The organism is Nocardioides nanhaiensis (assembly GCF_039542785.1).
Classification (GTDB): domain Bacteria; phylum Actinomycetota; class Actinomycetes; order Propionibacteriales; family Nocardioidaceae; genus Nocardioides; species Nocardioides nanhaiensis.
In genome coordinates this window covers 844,913-866,545 of sequence record NZ_BAABIM010000001.1, presented here as the reverse complement: position 1 = coordinate 866,545, position 21,633 = coordinate 844,913, and the positions used below count along the sequence as shown (strand labels likewise).

Genomic DNA, 21,633 nt, shown 5'->3' with positions numbered 1-21,633 from the left:
GCCACCCGACTACTCGACTACCGAAAGACGGCCGTGCGCGGCGACCCACCGCGGCGCCCTGGCCGTCGTCGCTGTCGGTCCGGACCACCGCCAGCCCGTCACCGGCGATGCCGGTGTGCAGGCGAGCGGCCAGGTGCGGAGGTCTCGGTACGCCGGATGTCTCGCAAGCTCGCCACCCGGCTACTCCACCACCGGAAGACGGCCGTGCGCGGCGGCCCACCGCAGCGCCCTCGCCGTCGTCGCTGTCGGTCCGCACCACGGGCGACCGCGAGCCGCGGCTCAGTGGGCACCGGAGGGCGGTCGGCTCGCCAGGTTTCGACACGCTCGTCGCTGGCGCTCCTCACGGCTCAACCAGCGAAAGACCTCGGGAGCCGTCGAACCACCCCCCAGGCGGCACCCGCCCGCTAGGGTCCGGCCATGCCCGACCCGGACCGCGCTGCCGCCCTCACCCGCTGGGTGCGGCTGGGGTACGGCGCGGGGTCGGTGGCCACGGGCGCGTTCGGCACCGTGCCGGGGCTGATGCTGCTGCCCTACCTCACCGACTCGCTCGGCATCGCGGCCGTGGCCGCGGCCGCCATCGTGTTCCTGCCGAAGGCGTGGGACGTGGTGCTCAACCCGGTCGCGGGGCGGATCAGCGACCGCACCCGCGACCCGCGCGGGCCCCGGCGGCCGTGGCTGTTGCGTGCCGGTCTGCTGCTCGCGGTGTGCTTCGCGCTGGTCTTCGCCTCGCCGGGGCTGGGGTCACGCACGCTCGAGGCGGCCTGGGTTCTGGTGTTCTTCCTGGCGGCCGCCACGGCCTACGCTTTCTTCCAGGTGCCCTACGTGGCGATGCCGGCCGAGATCACCCACTCCTACTCCGAGCGCACCCGCCTGATGACCTGGCGCGTCGCGATCCTCGCGCTCACGATCCTGGTGGCCGGTGCCTCGGCACCTGCCATCCGCGACGCCGTGGGCGGTCGCGACGGCTACCGGGTGATGGGTGTGGTGATGGCGGGGATCATCCTCGTGGGTGTGCTGGCGGCCTACCGGGGCACCCGGCACGCACCCGTGGGCGCGGTGGAACCCGGGCCGGGGAGCCTGCGCGACCAGCTGCGGCTCGTCGCCGGCGCTCCCGACTTCCGGGCGCTGCTGACCTGCTTCGTGCTGCAGGCGCTCGCCACCGGCTGCATGCTCGCCGGCGTCGACTACCTGGCCGGTGACGTGCTGGGGCGCAGCGGCGCCGCGACCATCCTGTTCGTCTGCTTCGTGGGCCCGGCGCTGGTGCTGACGCCGGCGTGGGCCGCCCTGGGGTCCCGGATCGGCAAGCGTCGCGGCTACCTGGCCTCCTCGCTGGTGCTGGCGCTCGGCGCCGCGCTGGCCGCGACGGCGCAGGTGGCCCCGACCGCGGTGGTGTTCGCCGCCGTCGCCCTGGTGGGCGTCGGCTACGCCGGATGCCAGGTGTTCCCGCTCGCGATGCTGCCCGACGCCGCCGCGCTCGACGCCCGCCGCACGGGCACCAGCAGGGTCGGCGTCTACACCGGCGTCTGGACGGCGGGCGAGACGCTCGGGCTGGCACTCGGGCCGGGGGTCTTCGCGCTGGTGCTGGCCGCCGGCTCCTACCGCTCCGGCACCACCGGCGACCTGGTGCAGCCCGACTCGGCGCTGACCGCCATCACGCTCGGCTTCTCGCTGCTGCCCGCGGCACTGGTGCTGCTCAGCCTGGTCTGGCTGGTCCGCTACCGCCTCGACGACCTCACCGACACCCCCGAGCACCAGGAGACCTGATGGACGACGTGCTGGCCCGGCTCGAGCAGCTGCGCGGCGACGACCTGCCGGTGCACAGCGGCCGCACGCTCGCCTACGTCTACGACTCGGGGATGCCCGAGCTGGACCGGCTGGCTGCCGCGGCGGTCGGTGCGTTCGCCGCCACCAACGGGCTGGACCCCACGGCCTTCCCGAGCCTGCTGCGCATGGAGAACGACCTGGTGGCGTTCGGGTTGAGGCTCCTCACCGCACCCGAGGGTGCTGTGGGCACCGTGACCTCCGGTGGCACCGAGTCGGTGCTGCTGGCCGTGCAGGGCGCCCGTGACGCCTTCCCGCACGTGAGCCGCCCGTCGATGGTCGTCCCCGACACGGTGCACGCGGCCTTCCACAAGGCCGCGCACTACTTCGGCGTCGAGGCCCGGGTGGTGCCCACCGGGTCCGACTTCCGCGCCGACGTCGCCACCACGGCGGCAGCGTGTGACGAGAGCACTGTTCTCGTCGTCGGCAGCGCTCCCTCCTACGCACACGGGGTGGTGGACCCGATCACCGATCTGGCCGCCCTGGCGGCCGAGCGCGGCATCCGCTGCCACGTGGACGCCTGCATCGGCGGCTGGGTGCTGCCCTACGCGGCACGGCTGGGTCGCGCCGTGCCGGCCTGGGACTTCGCCGTACCCGGCGTCACCTCGATCTCCGTCGACCTGCACAAGTACGGCTACGCCCCGAAGGGTGCCTCGCTGCTGCTGCACCGCGACAGCGCCGTGCGCCGCCCGCAGCTGTTCGCCTGGGCGGACTGGCCGGGCTACACGATGCTCAACTCCACGATGCAGTCCACACGCTCGGGTGGCCCGGTGGCCGGCGCCTGGGCGGTGCTGCAGCAGGTGGGTGACGCCGGCTACGAGCGGCTCTCCGACCAGGCCCTGCGCGCCACCGATGCCGTCGTGGCCGCGGTCGAGGCCCAGCCCGCGCTGCGCGTGGTGGCGGCACCGGACTCGACCCTGGTCGCGTTCACCACCGACGAGACCTGCGACCCGTTCACGCTCGTGGACGAGATGACCGAGCGTGGCTGGTACGTGCAGCCGCAGATGCGCTTCCGCGACCAGCCGGCCACCGTGCACGTGTCGGTCAGCGCGGCCACGCTGGCGCACGTGGAGGGGTTCACCGCCGCACTGGCGGAGTCGGTGGCCGCCGCCGTCCAGGCCGGGCCGGTGCAGGTCGACCCCGAGGTCGCCGCGGTCGTCGGGCTGCTCGACCCGGCCACCCTCGACGACGCCGCGTTCGACGGCCTGCTCGCAGCCGCCGGCCTAGTGAGCGAGAGCGCCGACGCCGACGGGTTGTCGTTGCCCACCCGTCGCGCCGAGATCAACGCGCTGCTCGACCTGGCCGCGCCGCCCTTGCGCGAGGCCGTGATGCGGGCCTTCCTGGACCGGCTCAGCCGCCCCACCCCGCCGTGAGCCAGCCGCTCACCCGGGCCGACCTGGCACGCGATCTCGCTGCGCTGGGTCTGGCGGACGGCGACAGCGTGATGGTGCACGCCGCCGTCAGCGTGGTGGGGCCGCTGCTCGACGGCCCCGACACCGTGATCGCCGCGCTGCGCGACGTCGTCGGCCCGGCGGGCACCGTGCTGGCCTACACCGACTGGGAGATCCGCTTCCACGAGGTGGCGGACGACGACGGCAGCGTGCCCGAGCCCTGGCGGTCGCACGCCGCGCCCTTCGACCCGCGGGCCTCCCGTGCCGCTCGCGAGAACGGGGTGCTGCCCGAGTTCCTGCGCACGACCCCCGGCGCCCTGCGCAGCGCGGCGCACGGCGCCTCGGTCGCCGCCCTGGGCGCCCGCGCCGCGTGGTTCACTGACCCGCACCCGCTGGACTACGGCTACGGTCCCGGCACCCCGTTCGCGCGGCTCGTGGAGGCAGGCGGCCGCGTGCTCCTGCTGGGAGCCCCGCTCGACACGATGACGCTCCTGCACCATGCCGAGCACCTCGCCGACCTGCCGGGCAAGCGGGTCCTGCGCTACGAGGTGCCGCTGCTCGGTGAGGACGGCCGGACCGAGTGGCGCTGGGTCGAGGAGTTCGACACCAGCGAGCCCGTCGTCGAGGGGCTGGCCGAGGACTACTTCGCCGAGGTGGTCGAGGCGTTCCTCGCCACGGGTCGGGGACGCCGCGGACGCGTCGGCCAGGCGCCGAGCGTGCTGGTCGACGCCGCCGCGGTCACCGCCTTCGCGGTCGACTGGCTGGAGCGGCGCCTCGCCCGCTGACCTGCCGCGAGGGCCTCACGCCCGCTCGTACTCCAGGACGACGACGCCGGAGCGGTAGGGGGTGCACGCCGTCAGCACGAGGTCACGCGGAGCGTAGCCGCCGCCGTGCAGCAGGGGGACGCCGTCACCCATGACGACGGGGTTGACCTTGAGCACCCAGCGGTCGATCTCCTCGGCCACCGACGCCGCCAGCGCGCCGCCGCCGCACAGCCAGATGCCGGCGCCGGGCTGCTGCTTGAGCCGCCGGACCTCGGCGAGCGGGTCACCGACCACCCGCACGTCGGTCGGCACGTCCTCCGGGCCGTGCCGGCGGCTGACCACCACCTGCTCCAGGTGCGGGTACGGCGAGGTGACGCCGAGCGGCAGCCCGACGGCGTAGGTCTCCCAGCCCATCAGGACGGCGTCGAACCGGGTGCCGTCCGGCTCACGCCCCAGCGCTGCGAGCACGTGCGCCGGCAGGGTGTCGCTCCAGCTCGCCAGGATCATGTCGAGGTGGTCGCCCTCGGTGGGGAAGGCGCTCCAGTCGCCGTCCGGGCCGGCGATCCGCCCGTCCAGGGAGGTGGCCACGAAATAGGTCAGCGCACGCACGTCTCGTCCTGCTTTCACGACAGATGTAGTGGTCGTCATCCAGACTACGACAGGTGTCGTGGTCGTCGCTACCCTGTTGCCCGTGCCCACCAACCCCGAGCGACGTGCCGCGCTGACCGACGCCGGCCTCGCGATCCTGGCCGAGGAGGGTGCCCGCGGCCTGACCCACCGCGCCGTCGACGACCGCGCCGGCACGCCGCGCGGCACTGCCTCCAACTACTTCCGCAGCCGCGACGCGCTCCTCGAGGCACTGGTCGCGCGGATCGGGGAGCGCCTCGCCCCCGACCCCGCTGTCATCGAGCCGTGGGCGCGCCGCCGGCCCGGCCGGGCGCTGATGCGCGACTACGTGGGCTACATCGTCGAGCGCCTGACCCGCGAGCGGGAGGTGACCCTCGCCCTCTTCGAGCTCCGGCTCGAGGCCGCCCGCCGTCCCGAGGTCGAGCAGCTGCTCGGTACCTGGTTGCGCGAGGGCTTCGCCGCCGACGTCGCCTTCCACCGCAGCACCGGCATGGCCGGCGGGCGGCGCGAGATCGCCCTGTTCCACTACGCGCTCGACGGGTTGATGCTCGACCGGCTGACCACCTCCATCGACGCCGGCACCAGCACCGATGCCGTCGTCCGGCAGCTGGTGGACCGGCTCATGCCGGACTGAGCCTGGTCGCGCCCGCTACGGTCGCCGCATGAGTGCGCTCGCGGGCATGGTGGAGAAGGGGCTGATGGCGGCCGACTGGGCCGAGGCCCTCGCGCCCGTGGAGGAGCACGTCGCGCGGATGGGGGCCTTCCTGCGCGAGGAGGTCGCCGCCGGGCGTGGGTACCTGCCGGCCGGGGAGCACGTCTTCCGCGCCTTCCGCCGCCCGCTGGAGCAGGTGCGCGTGCTCGTCGTCGGCCAGGACCCCTACCCGACCCCGGGGCACCCGATCGGGCTCAGCTTCGCCGTCGACCCCGAGGTGTGGCCGCTGCCGCGCAGCCTGGTGAACATCTACCTGGAGCTGCGCGAGGACCTCGGCGTCGTGCCGCCCCGCTCCGGCGACCTGACGCCCTGGTCGGAGCAGGGAGTGATGCTGCTCAACCGCGCCCTGACCGTGCGGCCCGGCGAGCCCGCCTCGCACCGCGGGCGCGGCTGGGAGCCGGTCACCGAGCACGCCATCAAGGTGCTGGTGGAGCGCGCGGGCGCCGGCCAGCCGATGGCCGCCGTCCTGTGGGGACGCGACGCCCAGTCGCTCAAGGGCGAGCTGGGGTCGGTGCCGTGGGTGGAGTCGGCGCACCCCTCGCCGCTCTCGGCGCGCCGTGGCTTCTTCGGCTCGCGTCCCTTCAGCCGGGTCAACGCACTGCTCGAGGAGCAGGGCGCCGCGCCCGTGGACTGGAGCCTGCCGGTCCCCGACTCGCCGAACGCTTGACCCTCACACCGTGTGAGACGCCAGCCTCGTCCTCGTCATGTTGAGCATCGGAGACTTCGCCAAGCACGCCGGCCTGTCCGTGCGGATGCTGCGCCACTACGACCAGCTGGGGTTGCTGACCCCGCACGCGGTCGACCCCGTGACCGGCTACCGCTCCTACAGCGCCACGCAGTTCCCGCGCGTCAACCGGCTCGTCGCCCTCAAGGACCTCGGCTTCGCCCTCGACCAGGTGGGCCGAATCCTCGACGGCGGCGTCGGTGCGGAGGAGCTGCGCGGGATGCTGCGGCTGCGCGAGGCGCAGCTGGCCGAGCAGATCACGGCCGACCAGCAGCGCCTCACCGGCGTCGCGGCCCGTCTTCGGGCGATCGAGAGAGAAGGCACCATGTCCGAGCACGAGTTCCTGATCAAGCCCTTGCCCGCCGGCAGCCTGGCGCAGGTCCGCGACCGAGTCGAGTCCATGGAGGAGATCGGCCCGATGGTGGGCTCCCTGTTCGAGCGGCTGGGTGAGCTCATGGGCGCCGCCGGCCTGCGGCCTGCCGGCCCGGCCACCGCCAGCTACACCCCGCTCGAGGCGGGCGGCGTCGACATCAGCGTGGGCTGGCCGACGTCCGCCGGCTCGGCCACCGCCGCCTCCGGCGGGCTGGAGCTGGTCGACCTGCCCGCCGTCGAGCAGGCCCTGACACTGGTGCACCACGGCCCCATGGACGACATCGGCGCGGCCTGGCAGGCCCTGGAGACCGAGGTGGAACGCCGAGGTCTCGCCACCTCCGGCCCCGGCCGCGAGCTGTATCTGGAGACGCCCTTCCAGGACCCGACCGGCTGGGTGACCGAGCTGCAGCAGCCCGTCGCCTGAGGGCCGGGCCTCCCCTGGCGCGCGTCCGCGACGACTCGGCGACACGTCCGCCCCGATGTATAGTTGAATCATGAATGACCTGATGCCCGCGCTCTACATCGGCCACGGCGCGCCGCCCCTGCTCGACGACCCCACGTGGTCGGGCCAGCTGGCGGCGTGGGCGGGCGACCTTCCCCGGCCGACGGCGATCCTGATCGTCAGCGCGCACTGGGAGTCGGCGCCGCTGTCGCTGAGCGCGAGCGGTGCTCCCCTGGTCTACGACTTCGGCGGCTTCGACCCCAAGTACTTCCGCGAGACCTACGCGACCCCGGACGCCTCCGCGCTGGCCAGCCGGATCGCCGCGATGATGCCGGCCACCGAGCCGGTGCACCAGCACACCTCGCGCGGGCTCGACCACGGTGCCTGGGTGCCGCTGAAGATCATGTACCCGGACGGCGACATCCCCGTGCTGCAGATGTCGCTGCCCACCCACGACCCGCAGCGCCTGCTGCGGCTGGGCGAGCGGCTGCGCCCGCTGCGCGAGGAGGGCGTGCTGATCGTCGGCAGCGGCTTCCTCACCCACGGCCTGCCGTTCCTCACCGACTGGCGGCTGGACGCCACCCCGCCGACCTGGTCGGTGGAGTTCGACCGCTGGGCGGGCGAGGCGCTGGCGCGCGGCGACGTCGACGAGCTGGCCGCCTTCGCCGAGCGCGCGCCGGGCATGCCCTACGCGCACCCGACCGTCGAGCACCTCTCGCCGCTCTTCGTCACCCTCGGGGCGGCCCGGGACGCCGGCACGCCCGGCAACCAGGTGATCGACGGCTACTGGCTGGGGCTCTCGAAGCGGTCGCTGCAGGTGGCCTGACGGCGGCTCGTCACCCGCGGGCGAACCACCGGCTCCACGGCCACGTGCCCGCAAAGGTCTGGTCGGGGACGAGGTCGGTGTCGCCACCTTGCTCGGTGATGAGCTGGGCGCGCACCGCGCTGTGGTCGCCCCCGGCCACGCAGCGCGCCGGCACCCGCACGCGCGCCGTGGATGCGTGCACGTCCCAGCGCACGGAGAGACCACGGCAGGTTCGCCGACCCTCGGAGTAGAACAGGACGCGCTCGCGGCCCGGGCGGTAGTCGGCGCCGACCAGCACCGTCTCGCCGCCGTCGGTCTGGAGGTACACCCCCATGAGTCCCCGGGCCACCCGGTCGAAGTACGCTGTCACCACGACCGCCCGCTCGTTGTTGCTCACGTGGACGCGCTGGAAGTCGAGCGACGTGGTCTCGCCGTCGCGATCGGCGTCCGGGATGTTGCCGGTGGCCGCCGAGGCCGGCCCCGCACCGACGAGCAGGGTGGCGAGCAGCGAGAGCAGCACGGTGACGACCCCGGCAGCACGACGATCCATGGCGGCAACCTAGTGTCCTGCACTTGAAATCCGCGACATTTCTCGCGGCCTGCGCACGCACCTCGCGGCGTTGGCGACGCTGGAAAGACGCCCAATGTGACGGCGCGACGCCGCCTTGCGATGCACGCACGCAGACCGCGATCTATGACACGGATTTCGCGCGCAGGACACTAGCCGCCGTCCCGGCCGCCCGCAGCACGAGACGCGCGGGCGGCGACGTCGTCAGCGGATGCGCGTGCGCCGCATCAGCTTCAGCGAGGTCAGCATCTGCTTGACGTAGGCGTCGTAGTCCTGGCCCGGTTGAGCGCCCATGACCTGCTTCTTGAGCACGGCGAGGTTCTGCACGTCGGTGTACTTCAGGATCCCCTGGTCGCCGTGGCGGGCGCCGACGCCGGACTGCTTGACGCCGCCCGAGGGGGTGCCCTTGGAGGCGTAGGCCGTGGCCAGGGCGTCGTTGACGTTGACGTTGCCGCTGTGGATGCGGCGGGCGACGGCACGGGCGGCGTCGAGGTCGGTGCCCCACACCGAGGCGTTGAGGCCGTAGTCGGTGTCGTTGGCCAGACCGATCGCCTCGTCGACGTGGCGGTAGCGGTGCAGCGCCACCACCGGGCCGAAGGTCTCGCAGGAGCCGGCGAGCATGTCGTTGGTGACGCCCTCGAGCACGGTCGGCTCGAAGAACGCCGGGCCGATGTCGGGGCGGGCGCGGCCTCCGGTCAGCACCCGGGCGCCCTTGGCGACGGCGTCCTCCACGTGCGAGGCCACCCGGTCGCGGTGGTCGACCGAGACCAGCGAGCCCAGCTCGGGCTCGAAGTCGTAGGTGGCGCCCATCGTGAGGTTCTCGGCAGCAGCCACGAAGGCGTCGCGCAGCTCGTCGTAGCGCTCGTCGGGCAGGTAGATCCGCTCGATGTGCATGCAGATCTGGCCGGTGTTGCCGAAGACGCCGAACAGCGCGCCCTTCACCCACTCGTCGCGGTCGGCGTCGGGCAGCACGATCATCGGGTTCTTGCCGCCGAGCTCGAGGCAGCAGCCGATCAGGTTGCGGCCCGCCCGCTCGCCGATGACCCGCCCGGTGGCGGTGGAGCCGGTGAACATCACGTAGTTGGCGTTGTCGATGAGCGTCGGCCCGACGTCGGGGCCCTCGCCGCACACCACCTGGAACAGGCCCTTGGGCAGCCCGGCCTGCTCGAGCAGCGAGATGCCGAACAGCGGCGAGAGCGCGGTCTTGTTGTCCGGCTTGACCACGACGGCGTTGCCCGCCATCAGCGCGGGGATCGCGTCGGAGAGACCCGTGGCGAACGGGAAGTTCCAGGGCGCGATGATGCCGACGACGCCCTTGGGCTGGCGGATCTCGGTGGAGGTGGAGAGCACCGGGATCGGGCCGCCGCGAGTGACCGGTGCGAGCGCCTTGGGCGCGCGCTTGAGGTAGTGGCTGATCACCATGGGCGGGTCGCAGGACTCCTCGACCGCCATCCGCCGGTTCTTGCCACTCTCGGCCTGGATCAGGTCGGCGGTGCGGTGGGCGTTGTCGACCAGCAGCGTGTGCGCACGCTTGAAGACGGCGAGCCGCTTCTTGAGCGGCCACTGCGACCACTGCGCCTGGGCGGCGCGAGCCTTGAGGAAGGCGCGCTCGATGTCCTCCGGGGTGGACTGCGGCAGCTCGACGAGCACCTCGCCGGTGTAGACCTCGGTGAGCTTCCAGGTGGCGCCGCCCGAGCCGGGCACGCGCGCCACGAGGCCCTCGAGGAACTCGTCGGTCAGGTGGGCGGGACGGCGCAGGTCGCCGGCGACCGGGCGGACCATCAGCGGGCCCCGGCCGGGCGGCCCAGGATCAGGTCGGAGGCGCGCTCGCCGATCATGATGGCGGGCGCGTTGGTGTTGCCGCCGGTGATCGACGGCATGATCGAGGCGTCGGCCACGCGCAGCCCCTCGACGCCGCGGACCTTCAGCTCCGGGTCGACGACGGCGAGCTCGTCGACGCCCATCCGGCAGGTGCCGACCCCGTGGTAGACCGAGGTGGCGCGGTTGAGGATGGCGTTGCGCAGCTCACTGCCGCGCAGCTGGCCGCCGGGGTGGATCTCGCCCTTGACCGCACCACCGAACGCGGCGCCGGCCATGATCTCGCGCACCATCTCCGAGCCCTCGGTGAGCAGGTCGAGGTCGGCTGCGTCCGCGAGGTAGGCGGGGTCGATGAGCGGCGCCGCAGCAGGGTCGGCGGAGGCGAGCCGCAGCGTGCCGCGGCTGCGCGGGTAGATGAGCGTCGCCAGGATCGTGAGCGCGGGCCGCGGGTCGACGTCGTGGCGGATGGCCTCGTCCTGGTTGGGCGAGACGTAGCTCCACGGCAGCAGGTGCAGCTGGAGGTCGGGCACGTCGGTGGCCTGCGAGGTGCGCAGGAAGGCCAGCACCTCGAAGACCGAGTTGGCCAGGAAGGTGGAGCCCGGCCGGGGCAGCTCCTTGGCCAGCCCCTTGGCGAAGTACAGGGCGTTGCCGCGCATCTTGGAGCTGGTGGCGTGGAACGTCATCGCGTGGAACATGTGGTCGTGCAGGTTGTCGCCGACCGGCAGGTCGGAGACGACCTCGATGCCGTGGTCGCGCAGGTGCTGGGCGTGGCCGACGCCGGAGAGCATCAGCAGCTGCGCGGAGCCGACGAAGCCCGCGGCCAGCACGACCTCCTTGCCGGCGCGCACGGTGCGCGTGGCGCCACGGCCCTTGCGCGAGGTGTCGCGCAACTCGACGCCGGTGGCGCGGCCGTTCTCGATGACGACCCTGGTGACCAGCACCTCGGACTGCAGCTGCAGGGTCTGCGGGGCCAGGTCGTGGATGTAGCCGCGCGAGGCGCTGTAGCGCCAGCCGTCGGCGGCGTTCTGCTGCATCCGCCCGACGCCCTCCTGCTCCTCGGCGTTGTAGTCGTCGAGGATCTTGCAGCCCATGACGTCGGCGGTGGCCTGGATGAACTGCAGCGACCCCTCCTGCGGCATCTTGTTGCGGGTCACCTTGATCGGCCCGCCGGCGCCGCGGAAGGCGTTCTCGCCGTCCTCGAAGTCCTCCATCCTCTTGTAGGTGGCGTTGACCGAGTCGGCGTCCCAGCCGGTGTTGCCCTCGCGGGCCCAGGAGTCGAAGTTCGCGCGGTTGCCGCGCACGTAGACCATGCCGTTGACCGAGCTGGAGCCACCGACCACCTTGCCGCGCGGCACGGGCATCTTGCGGTCGAGGATGTGCTTCTGCGGCACCGAGTAGTAGCCCCAGTCGTTGAGCTTCTTGATCTCGGGCACCGCGTGCATCGGCCCGATCATCCCGGGCTTGCGGGTCAGCAGCTTCAGGTCGGTCTTGCCGGCCTCGAGCACGATGACGCTCGCCCCCGACTCGGCCAGCCGCCCGGCGACCGCGGCCCCGGCGCTGCCGGAGCCCACCACCACGTAGTCGGCCTCGTCCCACCGCTCTGCACGCTTGCTCATGGCGGGAACTGTAACCTGTTCTAGTTTGCTCCGGCTAGGTGTCCGAGAGGACGATCGGGTCCGTGAAGATCCTCTCCATCCAGTCGTCGGTGGCCTACGGCCACGTCGGCAACTCCGCCGCCGTCTTCCCGCTCCAGCGCCTCGGGCACGAGGTGTGGCCGGTCATCACCGTGCACTTCTCCAACCACACCGGGTACGGGGCCTGGCGCGGACCGCTGCTCGCACCCGACGACGTCGCCGAGGTGATCGCGGGCATCGAGGACCGCGGCGTGCTGGGCGAGGCCGACGCCGTGCTCTCGGGCTACCAGGGCGACCCCGCGGTCGGCGCGGTGGTGCTCGACGCCGTCGCACGGGTCAAGGCGGCCAACCCCGACGCCGTCTACTGCTGCGACCCGGTGATGGGCGACGTCGGGCGCGGGATGTTCGTGCGGCCCGGCATCCCCGAGTTCATGCGTGACCAGGTGGTCCCCGCCGCCGACGTGATCACGCCCAACCACTTCGAGCTCGACTTCCTCGCCGGCACGACCACCCGCACGATGGCGCAGGTGCTCGACGCGGTCGACGCGGTGCGCGCCACCGGCCCGCGCGACGTGCTGGTGACCAGCGTGATCACCGAGGACGGCGGTGCGGGAGGTGCGGGCGGCGAGGGCGACAGCATCGACGTCGTCGCCGTCTCCGACGACGGCGCGTGGGCGGTGACCACGCCCCTCCTGCCGATCACGCCCAACGGCTGCGGCGACGTGACCGCGGCGCTCTACCTGGCGCACCTGCGCACGACCGGCTCGCCGGCCCAGGCCCTGATGGCCACCACCTCGAGCGTGTTCGCGGTGCTCGAGCGGACCCTCGAGGCCGGCACGCGCGAGATCCAGCTGGTGGCCGCGCAGGACGAGATCGCCTCGCCGCCGCTGCGCTTCGAGGCGCGCCGCCTGCGGTAGGCGCCGGCGTCAGACCGCGAGCTTGCGCAGGTGCCGCCACAGGTCCGGCGTGACGTGCTGGCGCACGAAGCGCCGGACCTCGCGCGGCACTTCGCCGTGCTGGGTGCGGACCTTGCCGGTGTAGGTCTCGTGCGCCTCGGCGAAGGCGGCCTCCACCGCAGGCGTCACCTCCAGGCCGAGGCGCTCCATGACGGCGCGCACCGCGCGGCCGGTCGGGTCGCCGAAGAGGTCGGCGTACTCCACGACCGTCACCAGCTCGGGGTGCTGGCGCGCGGCCCGGCGGATCTTGAGGTTGCCGGTGTTCCACGCCTCGATGCCGCGACGGCGGTCGAGGTGGGCGGGCCAGTTGGGGTCGTCGGTGCGACCCGCTCGCACGTCCCAGGAGCGCGCGACCTCCACGGGCGAGCGCACGATGCACACGAACCGCGCGTCGGGCATGGCCTCCCACAGCCGGTCGAAGCGGGCGAGGGTCATCTTGTCGCCCACGTAGGCGGCGTTCTCGAAGCGGTCGTGCTGCTTGGCGTAGTAGTCGTGCCAGCGCTGGTGGACGTCGGGTCGCACGTTGGTGAGGCCGTCGTCGAAGTCGAAGAACGCCGCCGGCTGCAGCTTCTCGCGCGTCAGCTCGTCGAGGCGGGCAGCACCCCACAGGTACTTGAAGCGCTCCATGCCCATGACCACACGCTCGTGCTCGGCGAACAGCTCGGCCAGCGCGGTGGTGCCCGAGCGGCCGACCCCGACGAGGAAGAGCGGCGTCGGGTCGGTCACGGGGCACATCGTAGGCAGCGCCGCGCGGGCCCGGTCGGCGCCGGGTCAGCGCCCAGGTCAGCACCCAGGTCAGCGCCCAGGTCAGACGGTGAGCTTGCTCAGGTGGTGCCACAGCCTCGGGGCGACCCGTTCGGCGAGCAGCCTCTCCACCTCGGGTGCCAGGGTGCGGTCCTTGCCGGCGACCTTCTCCACGTAGGTGCGGTGCGCCTGACCGAAGGACTCCTCCACCTCCGGCGTCACCTCCAGGTCGAGCCAGGCCAGCAGGCGGCGCAGGGCGCCGCCGTCGGGGTCGCCGAACAGCTCGCCGTACTCCACCAGCGCGACCCGCTCGGGGTGCTGACGGCGCGCGCGGCGCAGCCGGGTGTTGTTGCGGTTCCAGGCCTGGACGGCGCGCTCGTTGTCGAGCCGCTCGGACCAGCCGACGTCGTCGGGGCGGGCTGCCCGCGCGTCCCAGCTGGCCGCGACCTCCTCGATGCGCCGCACGATGCCGACGAACCGCGCGTCGGGCATGGTCTGCCACAGCGCCTCCATGGGCGTCGCCGTCATCTTCTCGCCCACGTAGCGCGCCTGGTCGAACCGGTCGGCCTGCTTGGCGTAGAAGTCGGCCCACCGCTGGCTGCGATCGGGGCGGATGCGGGTGAGGTCGTCGTCGAAGTCCAGGAACCGCTCCCGGGTGAGCAGCTGCGGCGTCAGCTCCCCGATCCGCTCGCCCCACAGCTTCTTGAAGCGCTCCATGCCGATGACGACCTGGGGGTGGTCGGAGAGCACCTCGGTCAGCGCCGTGGTGCCCGAGCGCGCCACCCCGACGACGAAGAGCGGGGTGGGGGCGGGCACCGGACCATCGTAGGAGCGGGTGGTGACGCACGGACCAGCCAGTCCGACGGACCCGCGACATCGTCGGTCAGTAGCTCCGCCCGTCGCGGTACCGCTCGCGGCGATAGTGACGGCCTGCTCCTCGGTTCCGGTTCTTGTACGTCGGCAGCTGCGAGTCGCAGTTCGAGCAGACCAGCCGGAGGTTCGCTCGCACGTTGTTGCTCGAGTCCCCGTCGATGTGGTCGAGCACGAAGGCGAGTGGGGAGCCGAGCCATTCAGGAGGCGAGCCGCAGATCGCGCACAGGCCGCTCTGCTCACGCAGCACGTGTCGACGCACATAGTGCCTCCTGCCCGATCCGGCATTCGCCTGCCCGGTCGCCAGCCACAGCGCCACCAGCTGGGTCTGCTCGTACTCCCGCTGACACCTGAGCGAGCAGTAGATCCGCAGGCGCCTGCCCTCACACAGTGCGGCGCAGCCGCGGCAGGTGAAGGTGGGCACGCGGGAAGGCCAGGACCGACCTCCGACATCGAGCCGCCTGCGGGACTCGAACCCGCAACCTTCGCATTACAAGTGCACTGCGCTGCCAGTTGCGCCAAGGCGGCCGAGTGGTCGCTCCTGACCACGTTCGGACAGGGTGCCGTCCGGACCTGGCGTGCGTCCACCAGGCGACATCTCAGCAGATCGCCGCGGACCTCGCTGCCGCGGGTCGTTCCACGACCTCAGCTCATGCCGCCGTCGAAGGCCAGCACCTCGCCGGTGATCATCCGGGCGGCGGGCGAGGCGAGGTAGACGATGGCGGTGCCGATCTCGGCGGGGGCGATCGGCTTGCCGGGCAGCATCATGATGAGCCGGTCGGCCACGCGCTGGTCGAGGTCGGCGGGCATCATGCCGAAGACCTCGCCGACGATCGGGGTGTCGACGGTGCCCGGACAGATGGCGTTGACGCGGATGCCGGACGGCGAGAGCTCGAGCGCGAGCGCCTTGGTGAGCTGGGTGAGCCCACCCTTGGCCGCCGCGTAGGCCACGGTGTAGGGCTGGGAGACGTTGCCGGCCACCGAGCTGACGTTGACGACGTTGCCGCCGCACGCGCGCAGGTGGGGCATGGCGGCACGGATCAGCATGAAGGGGCCCTTGAGGTCGACCGCGTGCACGCGGTCCCACTCCTCGTCGGTGATCTGCTCGAAGTGGCCGAACTGCACGACACCGGCGACGTTGGCGAGCACGTCGATGCGGCCGTGCCGCGCGCAGGTCTCGATCGCGGCGTCCACCGAGGCGCGCTCCCCCACGTTGCAGTGCACGAACTCGACGCCGTCGGGCACCGTGTCGTTGAGATCGAGGCCGAAGACGGTGTCACCGAGGTCGCGGAACATCGCGGCCGTGGCGTGCCCGATCCCCGAGGCGGCACCGGTGACGACGACGACGCGGGGCTCGGCGGCACCGGCGGCGGAGGGAGCGGGGAAGGGCTGGGCGGTCATGGCCCGGCACGCTAGCAGGAGAAATAGAACCTGTTCTAGTCTTGCTCGTGTCGAGAACGGACTTGAAGTCCGCTCGAGGTCCGGGGAGGCTGGCACCATGGCGACCCTGACGATCGGGCAGCTGGCCGAGCGAGCCGGGGTGGCCACCAGCGCCGTCCGGTTCTACGAGGCTCGCGGCCTGATCGGCTCCGAGCGCACCAGCGGCAACCAGCGCCGCTACTCCTCCTCGGCCCTGCGCCGCGTCGCGTTCATCCGCAGCGCCCAGCGGGTGGGCCTGACCCTGGAGGAGATCGGCGAGGCGCTCGCGACCCTGCCGGAGGGCCGCACCCCCACCAAGGCCGACTGGCACCGACTCAGCCGCGCCTGGCGCCCACGCCTGGACGAGCAGATCCGCCGCCTGGAGCTGCTGCGCGACCGCCTCGACGGCTGCATCGGCTGCGGGTGCCTCTCGCTGCGCAGCTGCAGCCTGGTCAACCCCGGGGACGCGTTGGCGCACGAGGGACCCGGCGCGGTCCGGCTAGAGCCGTAGTGAGCCCGCGAACCACGGCTCATCGGTGGTCGAGCAAGCGACCGCAGGTGAGCCCGCGAACCTGCGCGGAGCGCGTCCAGACCCTCGCAGCCCGGCCTGCAGCACGAGCGCAGCGGAACCGCGGGCGAGGAACGAGCTCGCACCGAGCGCAGCGGAACCGGCGACCGACCCCTTCACCTGCCGAACGGCACTAGCCTGTCCGGATGGCGCTCCACATCGTCGCCAGCCGCCCCGACCCGGCCCTGCTGACGCTCCCCTGGTCCACCCCGCTGGAGGAGTGGACGCCCGAGCACGTGGTGCCGCTGCCGCGCGGCCTCTCCCGCCACGTGGTGCGCATCGTGCGCCTGCGCGACCGCACGTACGCGGTCAAGGAGACGGTGGCCGAGATCGCCTTCCGCGAGTACCGGATGCTGCGCGACCTGCAGCGGATGGGGCTGCCGGCGGTGGTGCCGCAGGGCGTGGTCACCGGACGAATCGGCGCCGACGGCGAGGAGCTGCCGGCCGCGCTGCTGACCGAGCACCTGCAGTTCTCGCTGCCCTACCGCAGCCTGTTCAGCCACGGCCTCTCCGCCGACAACCTCCCCACCCTGGTGGACGCCATGGTGGTGCTGCTCGTGCGGCTGCACCTCGCCGACTTCTACTGGGGCGACGTCTCGCTCAGCAACGTGCTGTTCCGGCGCAACGCGGGCGGGTTCAGCGCCTACCTGGTCGACGCCGAGACCGGCGAGCTCAAGACCGAGCTCTCGGACCGGCTGCGCGAGTACGACGTCACGGTGGGCACCGAGAACGTCTTCGCCGAGCTGCTCGACCTGCAGGCCAGCGCCGGCGTCGACGCGCCCCTCGACGCGCACGCCGTGGTGGGCATGCTTGCCGAGCGCTACCACGCGCTGTGGGCCGAGCTCACCGGCGAGGAGCGCTTCGGCGTCGAGGAGATGTGGCGCATCGAGCAGCGCATCGAGCGCCTCAACGACCTCGGCTTCGACGTCGAGGAGCTCGACATCGTCACCGACTTCGACGGCGACCAGGTCGTCATCCGGCCGCGCGTCGTCGAGCTGGGCCACCACTGTCGCGAGCTGCAGGCCCTCACCGGCATGAACGTCGAGGACGGCCAGGCCAGGCGGCTGCTCAACGACCTCGCGGCCTACACCGCCCACCACGACCTCGGCCGCGAGGACCGACACCTGGTGGCCGCCCGCTGGCTGACCGAGGTCTACGAGCCGATCACCCGGATGATCCCGGCCGAGGCGCGCGGCAAGCTGGAGCCGGCCGAGGTGTTCCACGAGGTGCTCGAGCACCGCTGGTACCTCTCCGAGCAGGCCGGCCGCGAGGTCGACATCTTCGACTCCGCCCGGGACTACCTGGCGACCGTGCTCCCGCACCGGCCCGACGAGCAGCTGGCCACCACCGACGAGCCCGACCCCGAGGCCGTCTGAGCTACTCGGTGGGCTCCTCGGTGGGCTCCTCGGTGGGCTGGTCCGTGGACTCGTCGGCGACCTCGTCGTCGAGGACGTCGCCGTCGGGCCCGGTGGCCGGCCCGTCGTCGAGCTCGGACTGCTCGCCGGCGGGCGCCTCGTAGGTGAGGTCCACGTAGTCGCCGACGTCGAAGCGGCCGTTGGTCTGCAGCACGACGGGCTGCAGACCCACGGGCAGCCCCTCGGCGTCGTAGGTGATCAGGGTGACCTGCGCCGGACGGCGCAGCTTGCTGCCCAGCGCGATGGCGTAGGCAGCGCCTCCGGTGGTGCCGGTGGTGAAGCTGTAGCCCACCTCGCCGTTCTCGCCCTCCACCGGGGTGGGGCCCTCCTGCACGTGCAGGTGCCCGCCGACCACCAGGTCGGCGCAGCCGCGCTCGAGCGTGGCCGAGCCGAGGTTGGCGTCGTGCACGAGCAGGGTGTGGATCCGCTCGCCGCGCTCCTGCGCCGCGCACGCCTCGTCGGCCAGCCGGTCGCCGACCTCGCTGAAGGAGAGGCCGCTCTCGTCTCGCCAGGTGCCCAGCCCGCTCGAGCGCGGGTCAGGGACGCCGAGCATCCGGCCGCCCGCGGGCCCCTCGACGACGTCGCCGTCGAGCACGTCCCACCCGAGCCCGGCCAGGTACTCGCCCACGAAGGGGCCGTTGTCGTGGTTGCCGGTGACGGCCCACCGGTCGTCGAGGTCGTCGAAGGCGGCGTCGAGGGAGTCCAGCGAGAACGCCTCCCACTCCGAGCCGGTCGAGGTGTCGTCGCCGGCGTCGATGACCGCGGTGGCACCGGCGCGGTCGGCCACCGCGCGCGCGACGGCGTCCATGCCCACGTTGTCGTGGCGGTCGCTGACCAGCAGCACGACGGTCTCGTCGTCACCCGGCTCGCGCACCTCGATCTCGGCGGCGGCCTCCTCGGCAGCGTCGTAGAAGCGCAGGCTCTTGTCGTAGGTGTCGACGGCGCTCTGGATCAGGCGCCGCGCCCCGCTGGTGGTGGCCCCGCCGAGCACCTCCAGCTGCGCGGCCTCGGCGGGCACCGGGATCTCGGGGCCGAGGAAGTCGGGCAGCGCCAACCACTCCTGCTGGCCCTCGAGGGTCTCCTCATCAGGCTCCCACGGCGCCCAGGTGCCGGCGACCACGAGCGCCAGGATGAGCAGCACCACCCCACCGCGCCAGCTGCCGGCCGCGCGCGCCAGCTCGCGTCGTCGAGCCGACCCGACCAGCGCCCACAGCAGCAGCGGCAGCACGCCCAGGGTGGCGCCCCGCACAGCCGCGTCCACGGCCATGTCCCGCACGGCGCCCTCGACCTTGCTGATGGTGCCGGCCGGGGTGCTGGCCAGGAAGGCGTAGCGCTCCACCAGCGCCTCGGTGGAGCCGACCTCGGTCTTGCCGAGGGTGATGACGACGCCGAGCCGCGAGCCGGAGGGCAGGCGCAGGTCGGGCAGCACCGGCCCGGTGCGCAGCACCGCCTGGCCGGAGAGGTTCGGGGTCACGACGGCGTCGTGGCTGGCCAGCGTGGTCTGCCGGCTGCTGCCGAAGAAGACGGCGACGCCGATGACCAGGGCGCACAGCAGCCACACCACCGCGTACGTGGTGCCGACGAAGACGCGGCGCCGCTTGCTCACCTCGGGATCAAGCGCGCGCCTGCGCGATCGCGTAGAGCGTCACGGAGGCGGCCACGCCGGCGTTGAGCGACTCGACCTGGTTGGCCATCGGGATCGAGACCAGCTGGTCGCAGGTCTCGGCCACCAGGCGCGAGAGCCCGCCGCCCTCGGCACCGACGACGACGACGAGCGGCCCGTCGGCGAGGTCGAGGTCGGGCAGGGTGACCTCGCCGTCGGCGGCCAGGCCGACGACCATGCAGCCCGCCTCCTGGTAGGCCTTCAGCTGGCGCACCAGGTTGACGGTGCGGGCCACCGGGATGCGCGCGGCCGCACCGGCGGAGGTCTTCCAGGCCGAGGCCGTCATGCCGGCGGCACGCCGCTCGGGCACGAGCACGCCGTGGGCGCCGAACGCGGCGGCACTGCGCACGGCGGCGCCGAGGTTGCGCGGGTCGGTCACGGAGTCCAGCGCCAGCACCAGCGGGGGCTCGCCCTGCTCGTCGGCGAGGTCGAGCAGGTCGTCGGGGTGGGCGTACTCGTAGGCCGGGATCTTCGCGGCCAGGCCCTGGTGCACGGCACCGTCGGTGAGCCGGTCGAGCTCGCCGCGGCTGACCTCGAGCAGGCTGATGCCCCCGTCGGCGGCCAGGCGGAAGGCCTCGCGCAGCCGGCCGTCGCGCTCGGCGCCCTCGGCCACGTAGACGCCGGTCACCGGCACGCCCTCGCGCAGCGCCTCCACCACGGAGTTGCGCCCAGCGATCCACTCGACGTCGGAGGTCTTGCGCCGCGGGCGTGCCTGGCCGCGCTGCGCGCGCCTCTCGGCGGCGTGCGCCTTGTGGTAGGGCCGGTCCTTGGCCTTGGGGGTGGGGCCCTTGCCCTCGAGGCCGCGCTTGACCCGGCCCCCCGACCCGGCGGTGGGCTTCTTGCTGGTCTTGCGGACGGCGCCGCGTCTGCTGCTGTTGCCTGCCATCAGCCCAAGCTCCACTTCGGTCCGTCGGGGGTGTCCTCGACCTCGATGCCGGCCGACTGCAGCTGGTCGCGCACGGCGTCGGCGGTGGCGAAGTCCTTGGCGGCGCGCGCCTGCTGCCGCTGCTCGAGCAGCGCGCCCACCAGAGCGTCGACGGCGCCGGTGAGCCGCTCCACCTCGCGCCCGCCACCGGTGGCCCACACCGGGTCGGCCGGGTCGAGACCCAGCACGTCGAGCATGGCACGCACCCGGGCGGCGTGCGGGCGCGGGTCCTCGGCCCGGTTGCCCTCGCGCACGGTGTCGAAGAGCACCGCGAGGGCGGCCGGGGTGCCGAGGTCGTCGTCCATCGCGGCCGCGAAGGCCTCGGGCAGCTCGCCGAGCCGGGCGTCGTCCGTGGCCGCGGGGGCCTTGGCCAGGAAGGTCTCGATGCGACGGAAGCCCACCGCGGCCTCGTCGAGCGCCTCGAAGCTGAACTCCACGTGGCTGCGGTAGTGCGCGGAGAGCAGGTAGTAGCGCAGCTCGATGCCGCGGTAGCGCTCGAGCACGGCCGGGATGGTGAGGGAGTTGCCGAGCGACTTGCTCATCTTCTCGCCGGCGGTGGTGATCCAGGCGTTGTGCAGCCAGAAGGAGGCGAACGGTCGGCCGGCCGCACGGCTCTGGGCCTGCTCGTTCTCGTGGTGCGGGAAGCGCAGGTCGACGCCGCCGCCGTGGATGTCGAAGGCGGGGCCGAGGTACTTGCCGGCCATCGCGGAGCACTCGATGTGCCAGCCCGGGCGGCCGCGCCCCCAGGGGCTGGGCCAGGTGGCGGTGATGGGCTCGGTGGGCTTGGCGCCCTTCCAGAGCGCGAAGTCGCGGGGGTCGCGCTTGCCGCGCGGGTCGGCGTCGCCGGCGGCCTCCATGTCGTCGATGCCCTGGCGGGTCAGCTCGCCGTAGGCGGGCCAGGAGCGGACGTCGAAGTACACGTCGCCCGAGCCGTCCTCGGCGGCGTAGGCGTGGCCCTTCCCGATCAGCTCCTCGATCAGCTCGAGCATCTCGGGCACGTGCCCGGTGGCGGCCGGCTCGTAGGTGGGAGGCGCCACGTTGAGGGCGGTGTAGGCGGCGTCGAGCTGGCGGTGCATCGCGGCGGCGAGGTTGTACCAGGGTCGACCTTGCTCGGCGGCCTTGGCGAGGATCTTGTCGTCGATGTCGGTGACGTTGCGGATGAGCGTGACGTCGTAGCCGCGATGGGTGAGCCAGCGCGCCAGGACGTCGAAGTTGACCCCGGAGCGCACGTGGCCCACGTGGGGCTCGGACTGCACCGTCAGCCCGCACACGTAGATGCCCGCCCTGCCGGCCTCGAGGGGTTCGAAGTCGCGCACGTCGCGGGTCGCGGTGTCGTAGAGCCGGATGGTCACCGCGACAGTCTAGAGAGGGACGGGCCCGTGGGCCTGATCGCCG

General features: G+C 72.9%; 21 protein-coding genes and 1 tRNA gene. 10 read left to right on the top strand and 12 right to left on the bottom strand.

The features are described from left to right. The first annotated feature begins 417 nt into the window (after nt 1-417). Genes ABD948_RS04140 through aac(3) form a run of 3 tightly spaced genes read left to right on the top strand, consistent with a single transcriptional unit; the run spans nt 418 to nt 3,997 of the window. A complete protein-coding gene (locus tag ABD948_RS04140; protein WP_345262931.1) occupies nt 418-1,764 on the top strand; it encodes an MFS transporter in 1,347 nt (448 codons plus the stop codon). Then, on the top strand, nt 1,764-3,194 hold the full coding sequence (locus ABD948_RS04135; RefSeq protein WP_345262929.1) for a pyridoxal phosphate-dependent decarboxylase family protein: 1,431 nt from the start codon (nt 1,764-1,766) through the stop codon (nt 3,192-3,194). Before ABD948_RS04140 ends, ABD948_RS04135 begins: the two co-directional genes overlap by 1 nt. Further along, nucleotides 3,191-3,997, top strand: a complete 807-nt coding sequence (gene aac(3) / locus ABD948_RS04130; RefSeq protein ID WP_345262927.1) for an aminoglycoside 3-N-acetyltransferase — start codon at nt 3,191-3,193, stop codon at nt 3,995-3,997. The genes ABD948_RS04135 and aac(3) overlap by 4 nt, the downstream gene beginning before the upstream one ends. A 15-nt stretch (nt 3,998-4,012) precedes the next feature. Here aac(3) and ABD948_RS04125 read toward each other — a convergent pair whose 3' ends face one another. Beyond that, the gene (locus tag ABD948_RS04125; protein ID WP_345262925.1) at nt 4,013-4,585 is read right to left on the bottom strand and encodes a dihydrofolate reductase family protein; all 573 of its coding nucleotides are present in this window, start codon (nt 4,583-4,585) and stop codon (nt 4,013-4,015) included. An 82-nt stretch (nt 4,586-4,667) separates the two neighbouring features. On the opposite strand from ABD948_RS04125, the gene ABD948_RS04120 reads away from it, so the two are divergent. From ABD948_RS04120 to ABD948_RS04105, 4 genes are all read left to right on the top strand, one after another. Further along, on the top strand, nt 4,668-5,237 hold the full coding sequence (locus ABD948_RS04120; RefSeq protein ID WP_345262923.1) for a TetR/AcrR family transcriptional regulator: 570 nt from the start codon (nt 4,668-4,670) through the stop codon (nt 5,235-5,237). A 28-nt stretch (nt 5,238-5,265) separates the two neighbouring features. Beyond that, nucleotides 5,266-5,982, top strand: coding sequence for a uracil-DNA glycosylase (locus ABD948_RS04115; protein WP_345262921.1), 717 nt, complete (start codon nt 5,266-5,268; stop codon nt 5,980-5,982). Between the two features lie 37 nt (nt 5,983-6,019). Continuing rightward, nucleotides 6,020-6,835, top strand: coding sequence for a MerR family transcriptional regulator (locus ABD948_RS04110; RefSeq protein ID WP_345262919.1), 816 nt, complete (start codon nt 6,020-6,022; stop codon nt 6,833-6,835). 70 nt (nt 6,836-6,905) lie between these two features. Then, the gene (locus ABD948_RS04105; protein WP_345262917.1) at nt 6,906-7,679 is read left to right on the top strand and encodes a dioxygenase family protein; all 774 of its coding nucleotides are present in this window, start codon (nt 6,906-6,908) and stop codon (nt 7,677-7,679) included. A gap of 10 nt (nt 7,680-7,689) precedes the next feature. Here the strand turns inward: ABD948_RS04105 and ABD948_RS04100 are convergent, their stop codons facing one another. The 3 genes from ABD948_RS04100 to ABD948_RS04090 all read right to left on the bottom strand — a co-directional run bounded on the left by ABD948_RS04100 (nt 7,690) and on the right by ABD948_RS04090 (nt 11,660). Then, complete coding sequence (locus ABD948_RS04100; protein ID WP_345262916.1) at nt 7,690-8,208, bottom strand: hypothetical protein; 519 nt, start codon at nt 8,206-8,208, stop codon at nt 7,690-7,692. Nucleotides 8,209-8,430: 222 nt separating this feature from the next. After that, on the bottom strand, nt 8,431-10,008 hold the full coding sequence (locus ABD948_RS04095; protein WP_425576523.1) for a succinic semialdehyde dehydrogenase: 1,578 nt from the start codon (nt 10,006-10,008) through the stop codon (nt 8,431-8,433). Then, nucleotides 10,008-11,660: a GMC family oxidoreductase gene (locus tag ABD948_RS04090; protein ID WP_345262914.1), complete on the bottom strand. Its 1,653-nt coding sequence runs from the start codon at nt 11,658-11,660 to the stop codon at nt 10,008-10,010. Before ABD948_RS04090 ends, ABD948_RS04095 begins: the two co-directional genes overlap by 1 nt. A 62-nt stretch (nt 11,661-11,722) precedes the next feature. Here ABD948_RS04090 and pdxY point away from each other — a divergent pair, with 62 nt between their 5' ends. Next, entirely contained in the window at nt 11,723-12,595 is an 873-nt protein-coding gene (pdxY, locus tag ABD948_RS04085; protein WP_345262912.1) for a pyridoxal kinase PdxY, read from the top strand. A 9-nt stretch (nt 12,596-12,604) separates the two neighbouring features. Here the strand turns inward: pdxY and ABD948_RS04080 are convergent, their stop codons facing one another. From ABD948_RS04080 to ABD948_RS04060, 5 genes are all read right to left on the bottom strand, one after another. Continuing rightward, nucleotides 12,605-13,360, bottom strand: a complete 756-nt coding sequence (locus tag ABD948_RS04080) for a sulfotransferase family protein (RefSeq protein WP_345262911.1) — start codon at nt 13,358-13,360, stop codon at nt 12,605-12,607. Between the two features lie 81 nt (nt 13,361-13,441). Further along, a complete protein-coding gene (locus tag ABD948_RS04075) occupies nt 13,442-14,194 on the bottom strand; it encodes a sulfotransferase family protein (protein WP_345262909.1) in 753 nt (250 codons plus the stop codon). A gap of 67 nt (nt 14,195-14,261) precedes the next feature. After that, entirely contained in the window at nt 14,262-14,672 is a 411-nt protein-coding gene (locus tag ABD948_RS04070; protein WP_345262907.1) for an HNH endonuclease signature motif containing protein, read from the bottom strand. A gap of 31 nt (nt 14,673-14,703) precedes the next feature. Continuing rightward, nucleotides 14,704-14,776, bottom strand: a tRNA-Thr gene (locus ABD948_RS04065). Nucleotides 14,777-14,893: 117 nt separating this feature from the next. Continuing rightward, complete coding sequence (locus ABD948_RS04060) at nt 14,894-15,649, bottom strand: SDR family NAD(P)-dependent oxidoreductase (RefSeq protein ID WP_345262906.1); 756 nt, start codon at nt 15,647-15,649, stop codon at nt 14,894-14,896. A 97-nt stretch (nt 15,650-15,746) separates the two neighbouring features. Here ABD948_RS04060 and soxR point away from each other — a divergent pair, with 97 nt between their 5' ends. Next, complete coding sequence (soxR, locus tag ABD948_RS04055) at nt 15,747-16,178, top strand: redox-sensitive transcriptional activator SoxR (RefSeq protein WP_345262904.1); 432 nt, start codon at nt 15,747-15,749, stop codon at nt 16,176-16,178. A gap of 203 nt (nt 16,179-16,381) precedes the next feature. After that, on the top strand, nt 16,382-17,611 hold the full coding sequence (locus ABD948_RS04050; RefSeq protein WP_345262902.1) for a DUF4032 domain-containing protein: 1,230 nt from the start codon (nt 16,382-16,384) through the stop codon (nt 17,609-17,611). Between the two features lies 1 nt (nt 17,612). Here ABD948_RS04050 and ABD948_RS04045 read toward each other — a convergent pair whose 3' ends face one another. The 3 genes from ABD948_RS04045 to cysS are packed head-to-tail and all read right to left on the bottom strand — an operon-like array spanning nt 17,613 to nt 21,590. Then, nucleotides 17,613-19,256, bottom strand: a complete 1,644-nt coding sequence (locus ABD948_RS04045) for a metallophosphoesterase (protein ID WP_345262900.1) — start codon at nt 19,254-19,256, stop codon at nt 17,613-17,615. Nucleotides 19,257-19,263: 7 nt separating this feature from the next. Further along, nucleotides 19,264-20,199 carry a 23S rRNA (guanosine(2251)-2'-O)-methyltransferase RlmB gene (gene rlmB, locus ABD948_RS04040; protein WP_345262898.1) on the bottom strand — a complete coding sequence of 312 codons (936 nt, stop codon included), beginning with the start codon at nt 20,197-20,199 and terminating at the stop codon, nt 19,264-19,266. Next, the gene (gene cysS, locus ABD948_RS04035) at nt 20,199-21,590 is read right to left on the bottom strand and encodes a cysteine--tRNA ligase (RefSeq protein WP_345262896.1); all 1,392 of its coding nucleotides are present in this window, start codon (nt 21,588-21,590) and stop codon (nt 20,199-20,201) included. Before cysS ends, rlmB begins: the two co-directional genes overlap by 1 nt. Nucleotides 21,591-21,633: the final 43 nt, after the last annotated feature.

What these genes read in the sequence shown, in the direction of transcription:
- ABD948_RS04115 (WP_345262921.1), top strand. Translation starts at nt 5,266, where the DNA reads ATGAGTGCGCTCGCGGGCATGGTGGAGAAGGGGCTGATGGCGGCCGAC.
- rlmB (WP_345262898.1), bottom strand. Translation starts at nt 20,199, where the DNA reads ATGGCAGGCAACAGCAGCAGACGCGGCGCCGTCCGCAAGACCAGCAAG.
- ABD948_RS04140 (WP_345262931.1), top strand. Translation starts at nt 418, where the DNA reads ATGCCCGACCCGGACCGCGCTGCCGCCCTCACCCGCTGGGTGCGGCTG.
- ABD948_RS04105 (WP_345262917.1), top strand. Translation starts at nt 6,906, where the DNA reads ATGAATGACCTGATGCCCGCGCTCTACATCGGCCACGGCGCGCCGCCC.
- ABD948_RS04100 (WP_345262916.1), bottom strand. Translation starts at nt 8,208, where the DNA reads ATGGATCGTCGTGCTGCCGGGGTCGTCACCGTGCTGCTCTCGCTGCTC.
- ABD948_RS04050 (WP_345262902.1), top strand. Translation starts at nt 16,382, where the DNA reads ATGGCGCTCCACATCGTCGCCAGCCGCCCCGACCCGGCCCTGCTGACG.
- ABD948_RS04095 (WP_425576523.1), bottom strand. Translation starts at nt 10,008, where the DNA reads ATGGTCCGCCCGGTCGCCGGCGACCTGCGCCGTCCCGCCCACCTGACC.
- soxR (WP_345262904.1), top strand. Translation starts at nt 15,747, where the DNA reads ATGGCGACCCTGACGATCGGGCAGCTGGCCGAGCGAGCCGGGGTGGCC.
- ABD948_RS04060 (WP_345262906.1), bottom strand. Translation starts at nt 15,649, where the DNA reads ATGACCGCCCAGCCCTTCCCCGCTCCCTCCGCCGCCGGTGCCGCCGAG.
- ABD948_RS04135 (WP_345262929.1), top strand. Translation starts at nt 1,764, where the DNA reads ATGGACGACGTGCTGGCCCGGCTCGAGCAGCTGCGCGGCGACGACCTG.
- ABD948_RS04090 (WP_345262914.1), bottom strand. Translation starts at nt 11,660, where the DNA reads ATGAGCAAGCGTGCAGAGCGGTGGGACGAGGCCGACTACGTGGTGGTG.
- ABD948_RS04110 (WP_345262919.1), top strand. Translation starts at nt 6,020, where the DNA reads ATGTTGAGCATCGGAGACTTCGCCAAGCACGCCGGCCTGTCCGTGCGG.